We start from the raw sequence: 15,026 nt of genomic DNA on the forward strand, positions 1-15,026 counted from the left end.
ATGAGCGCGGAGTTCCGGCCGCTTCGGTCCGTCCTCTACCTGCCGGCCTCCAACGAGCGGGCGCTGGAAAAGGCCAAGACCATCCCGGTCGACGCTCTCATCCTCGACCTGGAGGACGCCGTCGCGCCGGACGCCAAGGAGTCGGCCCGGCAGAACGCCTGCGCCGCAGCGACTTCCGGCGGCTATGGCCGACGGGAGCTGGCGATCCGCCTCAACGGCATCGGCACCCGGTGGCACGACGCAGACCTCGAATCCGTCTGTCCCGCAGGCCCGGACGCGATCGTGGTGCCCAAGGTGAGCTCCGCCGAGGACGTGGGTCGGCTCGTGGCCGCGATGGAGGCGGCGGGCGCCCCGGAGAGGACGGAGCTCTGGGCGATGGTCGAGACCCCCGTCGGCATCCTGCACGCCGAGGAGATCGCCGACGCGTCGGACCGGCTCACCGTCTTGGTCCTCGGCACCAACGACCTCTACAAGGAGCTCGGAGCCGCCTTCGCTCCGGGCCGTGCGGCGATCCAGACGTCGCTCCAGCTCGCCCTGCTCGCGGCCCGGGCGGCAGGTGTCGCGATCCTCGACGGTGTCTTCAACGACGTCAAGGACGCTGACGGCTTCCGCGCCGAGTGCCTGCAGGGCCGGCAGCTCGGTTTCGACGGCAAGACGCTCATCCATCCCGGGCAGGTGCAGGTGTGCAACGAGGTGTTCGCCCCGAGCGCCGAGCAGGTCCGCGACGCGGAGGCGGTCATCGCCGCCTTCGAGGCGGCCAAGAGCGAGGGCCGGGGCGTCGCGACGCTCGACGGACGGCTCGTCGAGCAGCTGCACGTCGACACGGCGCGCAAGGTCCTCGCGACGGCCCGGGCGATCGAGGCGCTGCGCGCCTGACGTGTGAGCCTGGTGAGGTGCCCCCGTGCAGCAGGCTACAACCTCAGTTGTCTGCGGGGCTGGGTGTCGCTATGGCGATATCCAGCCTCCCAGTTGTCTGGGGGGCGGGGGAGCGTCCTGGCGATATCCAGCCTCCCAGTTGTCTGGGGGCCGGCCCGAGCGTGCGTCCTCGCTCGCCATGTCTCGCCTCCTCCCCAGCCGCCGCGGGTGGCACCCGGACGCCGCCCCCGCGGCAACCTACCGTGGGCTGACCGTAGGATCGAGCGCATGCCCAGGCAGGTGCTGACTCCGCAGGCCGAGGACTTCCCGCGGTGGTACCAGGACGTCATCGCCAAGGCCGAGCTGGCGGACAACGGCCCCGTCCGCGGCACGATGGTCATCCGGCCCCATGGCTACGCCATCTGGGAGCGCATGCAGGCCGATCTCGACGCGCGGATCAAGGCGACGGGGGCCCGCAACGCCTACTTCCCCCTCTTCATCCCGCAGTCCCACCTCACCCGGGAGGCGGAGCACGTCGAGGGGTTCAGCCCCGAGCTCGCCGTCGTCACGCATGCCGGCGGCAAGGAGCTCGAGGAGCCCGTCGTCGTGCGCCCGACGAGCGAGACGGTGATCGGGGAGTACCTCGCCAAGTGGACGCAGTCCTACCGGGACCTGCCGCTGCTGCTCAACCAGTGGGCCAACGTCGTGCGCTGGGAGCTGAGACCGCGCCTCTTCCTGCGCACGAGCGAATTCCTTTGGCAGGAGGGCCATACCGCGCACGCGACCGAGGAGGACGCCCGGGCCTTCGCCAGGCGCATCCACGAGGAGGTGTATGCCGCGTTCCTCCGCGACACGCTCGCCATCCCCGTCGTCCTCGGCCGCAAGACGGCCCGGGAGCGCTTCGCGGGGGCGGTCAACACGCTCACCCTCGAGGGGATGATGCGGGACGGCAAGGCACTCCAGCTCGGCACGTCGCACGAGCTGGGGCAGAACTTCGCCCGCGCCTTCGACATCACCTACCTGTCCCGGGCGGGTCGGCAGGAGCTGGCGTGGACGACGTCGTGGGGCACGTCGACGCGGATGGTGGGCGGCCTGATCATGGTGCACGGTGACGACTCCGGGTTGCGGCTTCCGCCGCGGCTCGCCCCGACGCAGGCCCTCGTGACCGTCGTGAAGGAAGGCGAGGGAGTGCTCGAGGCAGCCCATGGGCTGGTGGGGGAGCTTGCGGCACAAGGGGTTCGGGGCGAACTCGACGCACGGGTGGAGACGCCTTTCGGTCGCCGCGCCGTCGACGCCGAGCTCAAGGGCATCCCCGTCCGGGTCGAGGTGGGCCCGCGCGACCTCGGCACGGGCGCGGTGACCCTGGTCCGCCGCGTCGCGGGCGGCAAGACCGTGGTGCCCCTCGGAGGCGTCGTGGCCGAGGTGGTGGCGGCGCTCGACGCGGACCACGCCGCGTTGTATGCCGAGGCGCTGGCCCGGTGCGAGGAACGCACGGTCCCGGTCGAGAGCGCCGCAGAGGCCGCCGAGGCGGCGCGGACCGGCTGGGCCCAGCTGCCGTGGTCGAGGCTCGGGCCGCGGGGCGAGGCCGAGCTCGCGGAGGCCGGGGTGTCGGTGCGCTGCCTCACCCTGCCCGACGGGTCCGTGCCCGACTCGGAGGAGGACCCGGAGGTCGTCGCGCTCGTCGGACGGGCCTACTGACAGGGAGGGCCCGCCGCACGACCGCTCCGACCGGCATACCGAGCCGGACACGTCGCAGCCGTCCGGCCGACCTACTGTCGCAGTAGGTTTCCCGGCAGGAGACGCCGGGAAACCTCCCTCGATGGCACGTTCGCCAGGGGCCGCGACGATCCCGAGACACCGGCGACCGGGCGCAGAGGTGGCCGGTGACGAGCGGGGCGTGTGACGCGATCCCCGGCCACGATCCTCACCACCGGGAGGTCGCCGCGGCGATGAGGTCGCCGAAGAGCTCCCCCTCGTCGACGGCATACCCGCGGCGGGTGAACCACTCGCACATGTGGTGCGTGTCCCGCTCGAGGAACTCGGGTCCGTGCGGGTTGCCGATGACGTCGACGACCTGCGGCCAGTCGATGAGGACGAGCCGCGTCCCGTCGAGCAGGACGTTGTAGGGCGACAGGTCGCCGTGCGCCCACCCGAGCTCGGCGAGCGTGAGCATCGCGGCCCGCAGCTGCTCGAAGAGCTCGGGGAGGAGGTCGGCCGTCGGCCGGCTCTGCACCAGGCGTGGCGCAGCCACCCCGTCGGGGGTGCCGATGAACTCCATGAGCATCTCTGATTCCGTGAGCTGCACGGGGTAGGGGACCGGCAGCCCGCGCTCCCACAGGTCGGCGAGCGTGCCGAACTCCGCGAACGCCCACATCCCGCTGATCAGCTGCTTGCCGAACTCGGTTCGCGTGCGCATGGCCCGCATCTCGCGCGACTTGCGCACCCGCCGGCCCTCGAGGTAGCCGGCGTCCCGGTGGAAGAGCCGGTGCTCGCCGGAGCGATAGCGCTTGGCCGCCAGGAGCGTGTCTCGCGACGGGTCGCCCGGCAGCCACCGGCGGACGAGGTGGACGTCGGCCTCCTTGCCGGTCTTGAGGATGCCGAGGTCGGCCTCGACCGCGCCGAGCTCGGTGATGACCCAGTCCGGCCGGGGCCGGGGACCGTGGGTCGCGCCGTCCCAGGTGGACCAGCGCTCGCCCTCGGGTGGGGCGTCGGGATGGGAGTCGACTGCGAAGGTCAGAGAAGCGTCGTGCTCGGGGAAAGCATTGCGGGACAAGGGAACTCCAAGGAAGAAGAAGTGTGGGCGGACATGCCCGGGGCCGTCGTCGACATCTCGTCCTCCTTGGGTCCAGGCAACGGCCGTATGCCGTCGCGCTGCGGACCAGCGTGCGCCGACAGGGTCCGGGGCGCAACCGGTTTTCCCTCGCGTCTCGCCCGCCCCGCGGTTCGAGGTATCCGGCGACCTCCTGGGGTCGTGGAATACCTCGAACCGGCCGCCGGCGCAGCAGCGCGGGTGGCAGGACTCACACCCTCGCGCCGGTCCGCGTGGGGGGCGGAGCGGCATACGCTGAGGCGATCCCAGCCCCGATACGGAACCCAGGTGGCCACCGCATGTCCCGTCTCCAGCAGACCGAAGGCCTCAGCGACGAGCAGCGCGAGCTCGTCCTGCTCGTGCGGCAGTTCGTCGAGGAGCAGATCATGCCCGTGGCGACGCAGCTCGAGCACCGCGACGAGTACCCGCAGGCCATCGTCGACGGGATGAAGGAGATGGGGATCTTCGGGCTGATGATCCCGGAGGAGTACGGCGGGCTGGGCGAGTCGCTGCTCACCTACGCCCTGTGCGTCGAGGAGATCGCGCGGGGCTGGATGAGCGTCAGCGGCATCATCAACACCCACTTCATCGTGGCCTACATGATCCTCCAGCACGGCACCGAGGAGCAGAAGCGCAGGTACCTGCCACGGATGGCCACCGGCGAGGTGCGAGGCGCCTTCTCGATGTCCGAGCCGGGGTGTGGCTCCGACGTGTCGGCGATCAAGACCAAGGCCGTGCGGGGAGCCGAGGGCGAATGGACCATCAACGGCCAGAAGATGTGGCTGACGAACGGCGGCTCGGCCAACCTCGTCGCCGTGCTCGTGAAGTCGGACACGGGCCAGCCTCCGCATGAGTCGGTGTACCGCAACATGACGACCTTCCTCATCGACAAGGAGGCGGGGTTCGGTGAGACGGCGCAGGGCGTCACCGTGCCGGGCAAGATCGACAAGATGGGCTACAAGGGCGTCGACACGACTGAGCTCGTCCTCGACGGTCACCGCACGACCTCCGCGCAGATCCTCGGTGGCGAGCCCGGGCGCGGCTTCTACCAGATGATGGACGGCGTCGAGGTGGGCCGCGTCAACGTCGCGGCCCGCGGCTGCGGCGTGGCGCGGCGGGCCTTCGAGCTCGGGATTGCCTACGCCCAGCAGCGGGAGACGTTCGGCAAGAAGATCGTCGACCACCAGGCGGTGCTCTTCCGCCTCGCCGACATGGCCGTCAAGGTGGAGGCGGCCCACGAGATGATGGTCAAGGCCGCCCGCAAGAAGGACGCGGGGCAGCGCAACGACCTCGAGGCGGGCATGGCGAAGTACCTCGCCTCCGAGTACTGCTCGCAGGTCGTCGAGGACTCCTTCCGGATCCACGGCGGCTACGGCTACTCCAAGGAGTACGAGATCGAGCGGCTCTACCGGGAGGCGCCGATGCTGCTCATCGGGGAGGGCACCGCGGACATCCAGCGGATGATCATCGGCCGACGGCTCGTCGAGGACTACGCGCTCAAGGGCTGAGCCCGTCGGCCGGGCTGGCCCACCTGCGCCCCCGGAGGAGATGCGAGGATGGGCACATGAGCATGCAGCCCAAGGGGCCGGGCCAGCGTCCGGGCTTCCCCACCCTGTCCCTGGAGTACCCGCTGTCGCTCGGGACGTTCGACAAGTACGAGGACGCCCAGCGGGCTGTCGACACCCTGTCGGACAAGCAGTTCCCGGTGCAGAACTGCCTCATCGTCGGGACCGACCTCAAGCAGCTCGAGCGCGTCACGGCCCGGCTGACCTGGGGTCGCGTCGCGCTCGGCGGCATCCTGTCCGGGCTGTGGCTGGGGCTCTTCGTCGGGCTCATCTTCGCGCTGTTCAACCAGCAGGAGAGCGCCATGGCGCTGCTGCTCTCGACCGCGCTCTACGGTGCCTTGTTCGGCCTCGTCTGGTCCCTCGTCGGCTACGCGTTCACCCGCGGGGCGCGGGACTTCCAGTCGGTGAGCCAGGTCGTCGCGACGAAGTACGAGGTCTTCGTCGAGCACAAGTTCGCCCAGCAGGGCCGGGAGATCCTCGCCGAGGCGGGCATCTACACCTCCGGCGGTCACGCGGTGTCGACCCCCTCCTTCTCGTCCTCGCCAGTCACCGCGCCGACCGGCACCCCCACGGTCCCACCCGCCGGCCCCGTGCCCCCGCGTGAGTCAGAGGACCGACCGGCGGAGTAGGGCCCGGCGACCCGGCCTGGGCACGCAACGATCCGCCCCTGCCCGGGTGTCCTTCCACTGGACGGCGCCGTCGACGTCGGGAGGTGCGCAGATGTGGGCTGGTGTGGGCCCCCGTGGGGGATGGATCGGTTGCCGGTGTGGCTGCGTGCCGGTCATCCTTGCCGCCCTCGCCCTCGCGGCGTGCGGGACGACAGCCGCGCCGCAGACCGGTGCGACGACCTCGACGGTGCGCCCGGTGACGCCTCAACGCATCGCCGCCGACGGGGCGCTTGCCTGCCCCGCGAGCCTCACGGACGGCGAGGGCAGCACGGTGCCGGCGCCGCCGCAGGGCGTCGACGGCACCGAGCGGCTCCTGCCGACGCGGGAGCCCGCGTCGGTCGTGGTATGCCGCTATCCGGTCCTCGAGCTGCGCAGCCCCGGGCTGCGACCGCCGTTCGCGCTGGCGCGACGCAGCGTGCTGCCGGTCGACGCGCGTCGGCGGCTCGTCGACGAGCTGGCCTGGGCTCCGCGTTTCACGGGAACGGCCCGCGCCTGCACCGCGATCGGTGGCGACGAGGCGGTCCAGCTCGTGGGCGCGGCATACGGCGACGGTGTCGTGTGGGTGGCGGCCAAGAGCGACCCCAACGACTGCGCGATGGCCACCAACGGCGACTTCGTCTCGCGGGCCTCGCTCGGCCGGGTCATCGAGGACGTCGTGCGCGGGGCGACGAGCCCACCGGCGCGCCGCGCGACCGCCGGCCCGCCCGCCGGCCCATGCGCCGACCGCACGCAGGGGCGGCTCGGCGACGAGCGGTCGCTGGCTCCGGAGGGGGACCCGCAGGTGACGGTGTGCCGTCTCGTGCGCTCGGGCGGCGTCCAGGCGGACGCGCTGCGGCCCGATCGGGGCCGTCAGGTCGTGGCCGCGCTGCGAGCCCTGCCGGTGCGGCCGACGGGCAGCACGTGCGAGCGCGCGGACTCCCGCTACGACCGCGACTTCCGCATCGTGCTGACGTATGCCGTGGGCCCGGCCGTGGGCATCTCCGTGAGCCTGGGGTGCCGGCCCCCGCTGCTCTCCGGCGGCCTCGAGGCCGATGACGTCACTGGTCTTGCGTCCCTGGTCGAGCGCTCCTCGCCTCCGGTGCCGGGTCCCGACCCGGACGGCTCGGTGTCCTCCGACGGTGCGGTGAGCACTCCCTAGCTCGAGTGGCCAGTTGTGCGCGGGGCTGGGTGGTGCGGAAGTGGCCACTCGACGGGGTGGGGGTGGGGTGTGTGCGGAAGTGGCCACTCGACGAGAGGGGGGCGTGCCGATGTCGAGTGGCCAGTTGTGCGCGGGTCTGGGTGTGCGGAAGTGGCCACTCGACGAGAGGGGGGAGTCAGGGGGTGGTGCGGCCCCAGATGCCGGCGATCCAGCGCTCCACGTCGGCGCTCGCGCGAGGCATCGCTGCCGAGAGGTTCTCGCAGCCGTCCTCGGTGATGAGGATGTCGTCCTCGATGCGCACGCCGTTGCCGCGCAGCTCCGCGGGGACGAGCTCGTCGTCAGCCTTGAAGTAGAGGCCGGGCTCGACCGTGAGCACCATGCCGGGGCGCAGCTCCGCGTCCATGTACTGCTCCCGCGTCGCGAGGGCGCAGTCGTGCACGTCGATGCCGAGGTGGTGCGACGTGCCGTGGACCATCCAGCGGCGGTGGTACTGCCCGTGCTCGGGGTCGAGCGTGCCCTCGACGTCGACCCCCTCCGGAAGCAGGCCCCAGTCGTGCAGGTGCTCGGCGATGACGCGGATCGCGGCGGCGTGGACGTCGGAGAACTTGTTGCCGGGCCGGGCAGCGGCCATCCCGGCCTCCTGCGCGGCATACACGGCGTCGTAGATCCGGCGCTGCGCCTCGGTGAAGGTGCCGCTCACCGGCAGGGTCCGCGTGATGTCCGCGGTGAAGAGCGAGTCGACCTCGACGCCGGCGTCGATGAGGAGCAGGTCGCCCTCGCGGATCTCGCCGGTGTTCTTGATCCAGTGCAGGGTGTTGGCGTGGTCGCCGCTGGCGCAGATCGAGTCGTAGCCGACCCCGTTGCCGTGATGGCGCGCGTGCAGGCCGAAGACGCCCTCGACCCAGCGTTCCCCGCGGCCGCGGCGCACCGCCTCCGGAAGGCTGGCGATGACCGCCTCAAAGGCCCGGTGGGTCCCCGCCACGGCGTCACGCAGCTGCGCGACCTCCCACTCGTCCTTGATCAAGCGCAGCGTGGACAGGTATGCCGCGAGCTCCTCGTCGGCCTCGGTGCCGGACTGCGCCGCATCCTCGGTGGCCGCCGCCGCGTCGGCGCGCACCCGGTCGACCTCGGCCGTGACGTCGAAGTCCGCGTCGCGCACGACCCGGATGGCGACCGTGCCTGCGTCCTTGGCGATCGCGTCCTCGAACTCGGCGACGTGGCGGGCGGTGAGCCCCAGCTCGGCCTCCACGTCCTCGATCGTCGGCCGCGCGCCGACCCAGAACTCGCCGTAGCGGGCGTCGGCGAAGAACTCCTCGGTGTCGCGGTCCGCGAGCGGGCGGAAGTAGAGGACCGCCTCGTGACCGCCGTCGACGGGCTCGAGGACGAGCACGGCGTCCGGCTCCCGGTCGCTGCCGAGCCCCGTGAGGTGGGCGAAGGCACTGTGCGGGCGGAAGACGTAGTCGGTGTCGTTGCTGCGCACCTTGAGGCCACCGGCCGGGACGACGAGCCGCTCACAGGGGAAGCGCTCGCTCACGGCGGCCCGGCGCCGGGCGGCGAAGTCGGCGACTGCAGCCCGCGGTGGCCGCACCGTGCTGCGCGGCGCCCAGCCGCGGGCGACGAACTCGCGGAACTCGTCGGTCGTGGGACGGGCCCGGTTGTCGCTCTTCTGCTGCTCTTCGCTCGTCACGACGCCATCGTCGCACGCGCCCGAGCCGGCGTCCGTCGGTCCTTGGCGATCGGCATACTGTGCTGTCGTGGCCCGCAGCGACCGACCCTCCCGGCCGAGGAGCACCCGGCTGGCGGCACCCTCCCTGCGCACGAGGACGCGGCGGGCGATGCGCCCGAGCGGCCCTCCGACCGACGAGATCCCGCTGTGGCGGGCGCCCGACGGGGTGGAGCGCAAGACGGCCCAGGCGGTCATCGACCTCGCCATGCGCGCCGGGGTGGCCATGCTCGCGACGGGGGCGGCGGCCGCGGACGTCAACGCGACCGTGCTGCTGCTCACGAGCGCCTATGGGCTGCAGTCGGTCCACGTCGACGTGACCTACACGTCGATCACCGTCTCCTACCACCGCGGACCGGACGCCGACCCGATGACGGTCATGCGCATCGTGCGCTACCGCGTGCAGGACTACACGCGGCTGGAGCGCCTCCGCGAGCTCATCTTCTCCTTGAGCGACGACCCGGTCGACGTCGAGGAGGCCCGCGTCCGCTTCGACGCGGTCATCACGGCGCCGCACCCCTATCGTCGCTGGCTCGTCACGGTGGCCTCGTCCGCGCTTGCCGCAGGCGTCGCCGGGCTCCTCGGAGCGGGGCCCTCGATCGTCGTGCTGAGCTTCCTCACGGCGGCGGTCGTCAGCCGGGTGCTCGACCGGCTCGGCAAGGCCGGAGTGGCCGCCTTCTTCGCCCAGTGCGTGGGCTCGGCCATCCCGACCGCCGTCGCGACCCTCGTCGTCGTCGCGCAGTCGCACGGCGCCGCGCTCCTCGGCGACGTCTCGCCGTCGCTCGTCGTCGAGTCCGGGATCGTCCTGCTCCTGTCCGGCCTGTCCATCGTCGGGGCCGCCGAGGACGCCCTCGCGGGCTACTACGTCACCGCCGGTGCGCGCGCCTACCAGGTCGTCGTGCTGTCCCTCGGCATCGCCATCGGGATCACAGTGGTCCTGGCCGTCGGTCAGCGCCTCGGCTACCCGATCGCGATCACGTCGAGCGCCATCCTCAGCGACAACGTCGTCGTGCAGGTCGTCTGTGCCGTCATCATCTCGGTGGCCTTCGCGGTCCAGTCCTACGCGAGCGGCCGCGCCGTCGTCGTGGCCGGCGCCGCCGGGGGCCTCGGCTGGGTCGTGCTCGCGGTGGCGGAGCGGCTCGATCTCGGCCCGGCCAGTGCCTCGGCGGCCGCCGCCCTCGTCATCGGCTCCACCGCGCGCCTGCTCGCCCGGCCGGCCCGGATGTCGGCACTCGCCGTGACGACCGCGGCCATCGTCCCCCTGCTGCCGGGCCGCGCGGCCTACCAGGGCATCTCCCAGATGGTCTCCCAACCGGCCGGTCTCGGCCTCGGCGTGGGGCTGCCGACCCTCGCGGGAGCCTTCGGCATCGGGCTCGGGCTCGCGGCGGGGGTCTCGCTCGGCACCTACTTCGGCGGTCTGCTGGCCGCCAGGTGGTCCGGCGACCGCCCCGTCGGCGGCGCGGGGATCCCCGTGCGATCCGGTCGTCAGGGCTGACCCGCTCGGCCCCGCCCAGGCCGCCTCATCGAGGACCGGCCGGGTGTGGGCCGGCCAGTTGTGGGGCGGTGGCTCGCGGAGGAGTCTGGTGTCGTGGGCCACCTGTGGTTGCCGGTGCGACCGGCGGCGCTCTGCCTGGGCCTCAGCGGACTGGCCGTCGCGGCCGGCACCCCGTGGCACCCCAGCATCTTCGAGCGGCCGGTCGACGACGTCGTGCGCCACTTCGGGGCGTGGCAGCTGCTCCACCTGCTCGCGGTCGCCGTCGTCGTCCTCGCGGTGGTGGGTGCCGCGGGCGTCGTCGCGGCGCACGACGACGACCTTGGACGCCTCGGGCTGACGGCCCTGCTCGTCACGCTCGTGGGATCCGTCTCGACGGCCGTGCTCGTCGGTCTGGAGGCGGTCACCTTCCCGGTGCTCGCCGACCGGGACCCCCGGCTGCTCGACCTGGGTGGGCCGCTGCTGGGCCTGCCGGTGCTGCTCGGGGCCGGCGTGGTGGCCCTCGGGTGGCCGGTCGGGTTGGCGCTCCTCGGCGCAGCCGCGGCCCGATCGCGCCGCTTCGGGCGGTGGCCGGGGGTGGTGCTCGCCGTGAGCGCGATCCTCTTCGTCGCGCTGGCCGGGCCGTTCGTGCCGGTGGCGGGCGCCCTTGCCGCCGTCCTCTTCGGGGGCGCGCAGCTGTGGTGGGCCTGGCTCATGTGGCAGGACTCGGGTGCGGGGCGCCCCGGCGCCCGCACCCCCACCCCAGCCCCCGTCCGCACCCCCTCGCCGTGACTGCCGCGGGGGTGCCCGGGCCTGTCAGACGTCGCTGGGGGCGATGGGCAGCGCCCGCTTGTGCGCGGTGCGCGCGTACCAGCCCTCGATGACCAGGCGGTCGGCCTCACTCACCGGCTTGCCCTCGAGGTAGTCGTCGATGACGTCGTAGCCGACGCCGAGCACGACCTCGTCGGGGTTGAGCGGCTTGTGGTCCTCGAGGTCGGCCGTCGGGACCTTCGCCACGAGCGCGTCGGGGGCGCCGAGGTGCGCGGCCACCGCGCGGACCCGGCGCTTGGTGAGCCCGGACAGGGGGATGAGGTCGCAGGCGCCGTCGCCGAACTTCGTGAAGAAGCCGACGACCGCCTCGGCGGCGTGGTCGGTGCCGAGCACGAGCATCCGGCGGGCCCCCGCCACGGTGTACTGGGCCACCATCCGCTCGCGTGCCTTGACGTTGCCCCGCACGAAGTGGGAGTGGTCGGCGTGGGCGAAGTCGACGCCCGCCTCGTCGACGGCGTCGAAGAGCGCGTCGGTGGCCGGCTTGACGTTGACGACGAGCACCTCGTCGGGCCGGATGAAGTCCAGCGCCCGCTGGGCGTCGGACTCGTCGGCCTGCACTCCGTAGGGCAGGCGCATCGCGACGAACGACGCCTCCTGGCCGCCCTCGCGCACCCGCTCGACGGCGAGCTGCGCCAGCCGGCCAGCCGTGCTCGAGTCGACCCCGCCGCTGATCCCCAGCACGTAGCCGCGCATGTCGGTGCCCCGCAGGTAGTTGGCGAGGAACTCCACCCTGCGCTCGACCTCCTGGGCCGGGTCGAAGTCGGCCCGCACACCGAGCTCGGCGATGATCGCCTCCTGCGTGCTCCGGCTGGCCGGCTGGTCGGCGTGGTCCGTCTGGCCCGCCTCGTTCGTGGTGTCAGCGCTCACCCGAGGAAAGGTACATCGTGAGCAAGCACACGGCATACGGCATGTCCGTATGCCGTGCGGTCCGGCAGGATCGTGGCGATGACCGACGGTCGGGGCCGAGGAGGCGCAATGCAGTTCGGACGCAGCTACGAGGAGTTCGAGGTCGGGGCCGTCTACCGGCACTGGCCCGGCAAGACGGTGACCGAGTACGACGACCACCTGTTCTGCCTGCTGACGATGAACCACCACCCGCTGCACCTCGACGCCAACTACGCCGAGGGGACGACCCAGTTCGGCAGGAACGTCGTCGTCGGCAACTACGTCTACTCGCTGCTGCTCGGCATGTCGGTGCCGGACGTGTCCGGCAAGGCCATCGCCAACCTCGAGGTCGAGTCCTTGCGGCACGTCGCGCCGACCTTCCACGGCGACACGATCTACGGCGAGACGACCGTGCTCGACAAACGGGAGTCGGGTTCCAAGGACGACCGCGGCATCGTGTCGGTCGAGACGATCGGCTACAACCAGCACGGGACCGTGGTGTGCACCTTCCGCCGCAAGGTCATGGTGCCCAAGGAGAGCTACCTCGCCTCTCGCGGGGGCGAGCAGCCCGGCCGGCCCGCGCCGGTGCGCGATCGGACCTGATCTCGGGGGCGGAGGCGATGCCGTATGCCGCCCGCGCCCGCGACCCCACCGGCACGGTCCCGCGTGAGCGAGCCTCTACGCTGAGCGGGTGACGCCGTCCGCGCCGGTCATCGACCTGCACACGCACTCCACCGCGAGCGACGGGACCGACAGCCCCACCGCGCTCGTCGAGTCGGCCGTGGCCGCGGGCGTTGACGTGCTGGCGATCACCGACCACGACACGGTGGCCGGCTGGGACGAGTCGACCGGGGCCGCCCTGCGCCTGGGGATCGGCCTCGTGCGCGGCATCGAGATCTCGTGCAAGCGCGACGGCAGGTCGATCCACCTCCTCGGCTACCTCACCGACCCTGCGTCCCCGGACCTCATGACCGAGCTCGCGCGCGCCCGCGAGTCGCGCACGACCCGGCTCGAGCGGATGGTGTGCAAGATGGCCGAGGCCGGCATACCGCTGACGTATGCCGAGGTCCTGGCCCAGGTCGCCCCGGGGGCCACGCCAGGTCGGCCGCACATCGCCGACGCCCTCATCGCCAACGGGACGATCACGCACCGCGACGAGGCGTTCGCGTCGTGGCTGCACGACGGCTCCGAGTTCTACGTCCACCACTACTCGCTGGACCCTGTCGAGGCGGTCCGGCTCGTGCGCGAGGCCGGGGGAGTGGCGGTGCACGCGCACCCCTTCACGCGGACCCGCGCCCGCGTCGCCCCCGACGAGCTCGTCGAGGAGATGGCCGCGGCCGGGCTCGCGGGGCTCGAGGTGGACCATCGCGACCACGGTGCGGACGAGCGTCGCCGGGCCGGGGACCTCGCGCGCGCGCTCGGCCTGCTCGTCACCGGCTCCAGCGACTACCACGGGACGGGCAAGCGCAACCGGCTCGCGGAGCACACGACCCGGGCCGAGGTCCTCGCGCAGATCGAGGAGCGCTCGAGCGGCGTGACGCAGGTCGTGCGCCCGTGACGCTGTTCGACGTGACGGTCTTCCTCAGCACGTTCATCACGCTCGTCGTCATCCTCGACCCGCCGGGGGCGGTGCCGATCTTCCTGGCCCTGACGGCCTCGCTGACCCGGCCCCAGCGCAACGTCGCCGCCCGGCGGGCCTCCCTCGTGGCCATGCTGGTCATCGGCATGTTCGCGGTCTTCGGGCAGGAGATCCTGCGCTACCTGCACATCTCCATCGCGGCCCTGCAGGGCGCCGGTGGGCTCCTGCTGCTCCTCGTCGCCCTGCAGCTGCTCACCGGCCGGGAGTCGGACTCGCTCGCCGACGCCGGGGTCAACGTGGCGCTCGTCCCGCTCGGCACCCCGCTCCTGGCGGGGCCGGGCGCGATCGTGGCCACCATGCTCGCGGTGCAGCGCGCGGAGGGCGTGGCCGGCTACCTCGGAGTGGCCGCCGCGCTCGTGGCGGCCCTGTTCGTCGTCTTCCTCTTCCTCCGCTTCGCCGGCCGCGTGCGGTCGCTGCTGCGCGAGAGCGGCACCATGCTGCTCACCCGCATCGCCGGCCTGCTCCTGTCCGCGATCGCCGTCCAGATGGTCGCCGACTCCGTGCGCACCTTCGTGCGGGCCGGCGCTGTCGGCGGCGGCTCGTAGCGTGTGTGGCGTGACCCAGCCGACCTTCCCCGGGATGCCGACGCCGCTCTACGTCGCGTCGCCGAGCCGGCTGCTCGCCTGGCTCGACTGTCCCCGCCGCTACCGGATGCACTACCTCGACCGGCCGCGCCCGAGACCGCGCGGCCAGCGGGCCCACACGTCGGTCGGCATCGCGACCCACAACGTGCTGCGCGACTTCTGGGACCTGCCGCCGGAGCGACGAAACCCGGCGGGGGTGGCCGAGCTGGTGCGCACGTCGTGGATCGACGTCGGGTTCCGCGACGGGGACCAGTCGCGGGCGTGGCGGGACCGGGTGCGCGAGCGCGTCACCGACTACCTGCGCGGCATCGACCGGGAGCGGCACCCTGTCGGCGTCGAGCGCAGCGTCTCGGTGAAGACCGCCACCCTCGCGGTGACGGGGCGGGTCGACCGCCTCGACGAGCGTGGTGACGCCGTGGTCGTCGTCGACTACAAGACGGGCCGACGGGTGCCGACGCCTGACGACGCGCGCACGTCGCTGCCCCTCGCGCTGTATGCCGTCGCCGCCGGCTCGGTGCTGCGCCGACCCTGCACACGGGTCGAGCTGCACCACGTGCCGTCCGGCACGGTCGTCGGTCACGAGCACACCGGTGAGTCGCTGGCGCGCAAGGTGGCCGAGGCCGAGTCGATCGCCGCCGACCTGCGCCGGGCCGACGCCGACTTCCGCGAGCACGGGCCGGACTCCGACCGGTTCCCGGCCCGCCCGTCGGCGCTCTGCGGGTGGTGCGACTACCGCGACCACTGCCCGGAGGGGCGGCAGGTCGGGCCGGCGCAGGCGGACTGGGCGGGTCTGGAGCCCCTCCCGGGCCCAGCGACCGGCACGGCGGCGGGCCCGTCCTGACCGCGGCCCCCACCTGA

The 15,026-nt window shown here is 72.7% G+C and carries 14 protein-coding genes; 11 read left to right on the forward strand and 3 right to left on the reverse strand.

What is annotated here, in order from left to right; all coding sequences use genetic code 11:
* Complete coding sequence (locus tag VFJ94_RS13790) at nt 1-876, forward strand: CoA ester lyase (RefSeq protein ID WP_325004795.1); 876 nt, start codon at nt 1-3, stop codon at nt 874-876.
* Between the two features lie 267 nt (nt 877-1,143).
* On the forward strand, nt 1,144-2,553 hold the full coding sequence (gene proS, locus VFJ94_RS13795; protein WP_325004796.1) for a proline--tRNA ligase: 1,410 nt from the start codon (nt 1,144-1,146) through the stop codon (nt 2,551-2,553).
* 226 nt (nt 2,554-2,779) lie between these two features.
* On the opposite strand, the gene VFJ94_RS13800 is transcribed toward proS, so the two are convergent.
* Nucleotides 2,780-3,628, reverse strand: coding sequence for a serine protein kinase RIO (locus VFJ94_RS13800; protein ID WP_325004797.1), 849 nt, complete (start codon nt 3,626-3,628; stop codon nt 2,780-2,782).
* Between the two features lie 335 nt (nt 3,629-3,963).
* Here VFJ94_RS13800 and VFJ94_RS13805 point away from each other — a divergent pair, with 335 nt between their 5' ends.
* From VFJ94_RS13805 to VFJ94_RS13815, 3 genes are all read left to right on the forward strand, one after another.
* Nucleotides 3,964-5,172, forward strand: a complete 1,209-nt coding sequence (locus tag VFJ94_RS13805; protein ID WP_325004798.1) for an acyl-CoA dehydrogenase family protein — start codon at nt 3,964-3,966, stop codon at nt 5,170-5,172.
* Nucleotides 5,173-5,228: 56 nt separating this feature from the next.
* Nucleotides 5,229-5,858, forward strand: coding sequence for a general stress protein (locus tag VFJ94_RS13810; protein WP_325004799.1), 630 nt, complete (start codon nt 5,229-5,231; stop codon nt 5,856-5,858).
* A 145-nt stretch (nt 5,859-6,003) separates the two neighbouring features.
* Nucleotides 6,004-7,035 (forward strand): hypothetical protein, encoded by a 1,032-nt coding sequence (locus VFJ94_RS13815; RefSeq protein ID WP_325004800.1) that lies wholly within the window; start codon nt 6,004-6,006, stop codon nt 7,033-7,035.
* 175 nt (nt 7,036-7,210) lie between these two features.
* Here VFJ94_RS13815 and VFJ94_RS13820 read toward each other — a convergent pair whose 3' ends face one another.
* Entirely contained in the window at nt 7,211-8,722 is a 1,512-nt protein-coding gene (locus VFJ94_RS13820) for an aminopeptidase P family protein (protein WP_325004801.1), read from the reverse strand.
* Between the two features lie 67 nt (nt 8,723-8,789).
* Here VFJ94_RS13820 and VFJ94_RS13825 point away from each other — a divergent pair, with 67 nt between their 5' ends.
* On the forward strand, nt 8,790-10,253 hold the full coding sequence (locus VFJ94_RS13825) for a threonine/serine ThrE exporter family protein (protein WP_325004802.1): 1,464 nt from the start codon (nt 8,790-8,792) through the stop codon (nt 10,251-10,253).
* Between the two features lie 93 nt (nt 10,254-10,346).
* Nucleotides 10,347-11,021 (forward strand): hypothetical protein, encoded by a 675-nt coding sequence (locus tag VFJ94_RS13830; protein ID WP_325004803.1) that lies wholly within the window; start codon nt 10,347-10,349, stop codon nt 11,019-11,021.
* 24 nt (nt 11,022-11,045) lie between these two features.
* Here the strand turns inward: VFJ94_RS13830 and nadE are convergent, their stop codons facing one another.
* The gene (gene nadE, locus VFJ94_RS13835) at nt 11,046-11,927 is read right to left on the reverse strand and encodes an ammonia-dependent NAD(+) synthetase (RefSeq protein WP_325004804.1); all 882 of its coding nucleotides are present in this window, start codon (nt 11,925-11,927) and stop codon (nt 11,046-11,048) included.
* Between the two features lie 108 nt (nt 11,928-12,035).
* Between nadE and VFJ94_RS13840 the strand changes: the two genes are divergently transcribed.
* The 4 genes from VFJ94_RS13840 (at nt 12,036) to VFJ94_RS13855 (ending at nt 15,009) form a co-directional block, all read left to right on the forward strand.
* Nucleotides 12,036-12,548, forward strand: coding sequence for a MaoC family dehydratase (locus tag VFJ94_RS13840; RefSeq protein WP_325004805.1), 513 nt, complete (start codon nt 12,036-12,038; stop codon nt 12,546-12,548).
* A gap of 88 nt (nt 12,549-12,636) precedes the next feature.
* Nucleotides 12,637-13,503, forward strand: a complete 867-nt coding sequence (locus tag VFJ94_RS13845) for a PHP domain-containing protein (RefSeq protein WP_325004806.1) — start codon at nt 12,637-12,639, stop codon at nt 13,501-13,503.
* Nucleotides 13,500-14,129, forward strand: coding sequence for a MarC family protein (locus tag VFJ94_RS13850; RefSeq protein ID WP_325004807.1), 630 nt, complete (start codon nt 13,500-13,502; stop codon nt 14,127-14,129). Before VFJ94_RS13845 ends, VFJ94_RS13850 begins: the two co-directional genes overlap by 4 nt.
* A gap of 10 nt (nt 14,130-14,139) precedes the next feature.
* Nucleotides 14,140-15,009 (forward strand): PD-(D/E)XK nuclease family protein, encoded by an 870-nt coding sequence (locus VFJ94_RS13855; protein WP_325004808.1) that lies wholly within the window; start codon nt 14,140-14,142, stop codon nt 15,007-15,009.
* The last annotated feature ends 17 nt before the right edge of the window (nt 15,010-15,026 follow it).

The sequence above is a fragment of the Intrasporangium sp. genome (genome assembly GCF_035688975.1).
Taxonomy (GTDB): domain Bacteria; phylum Actinomycetota; class Actinomycetes; order Actinomycetales; family Dermatophilaceae; genus CALMNV01.

Coding starts and splice junctions, on each gene's coding strand:
- VFJ94_RS13790 (WP_325004795.1), top strand. CDS start 1: ATGAGCGCGGAGTTCCGGCCGCTTCGGTCCGTCCTCTACCTGCCGGCC.
- proS (WP_325004796.1), top strand. CDS start 1,144: ATGCCCAGGCAGGTGCTGACTCCGCAGGCCGAGGACTTCCCGCGGTGG.
- VFJ94_RS13805 (WP_325004798.1), top strand. CDS start 3,964: ATGTCCCGTCTCCAGCAGACCGAAGGCCTCAGCGACGAGCAGCGCGAG.
- VFJ94_RS13810 (WP_325004799.1), top strand. CDS start 5,229: ATGAGCATGCAGCCCAAGGGGCCGGGCCAGCGTCCGGGCTTCCCCACC.
- VFJ94_RS13840 (WP_325004805.1), top strand. CDS start 12,036: ATGCAGTTCGGACGCAGCTACGAGGAGTTCGAGGTCGGGGCCGTCTAC.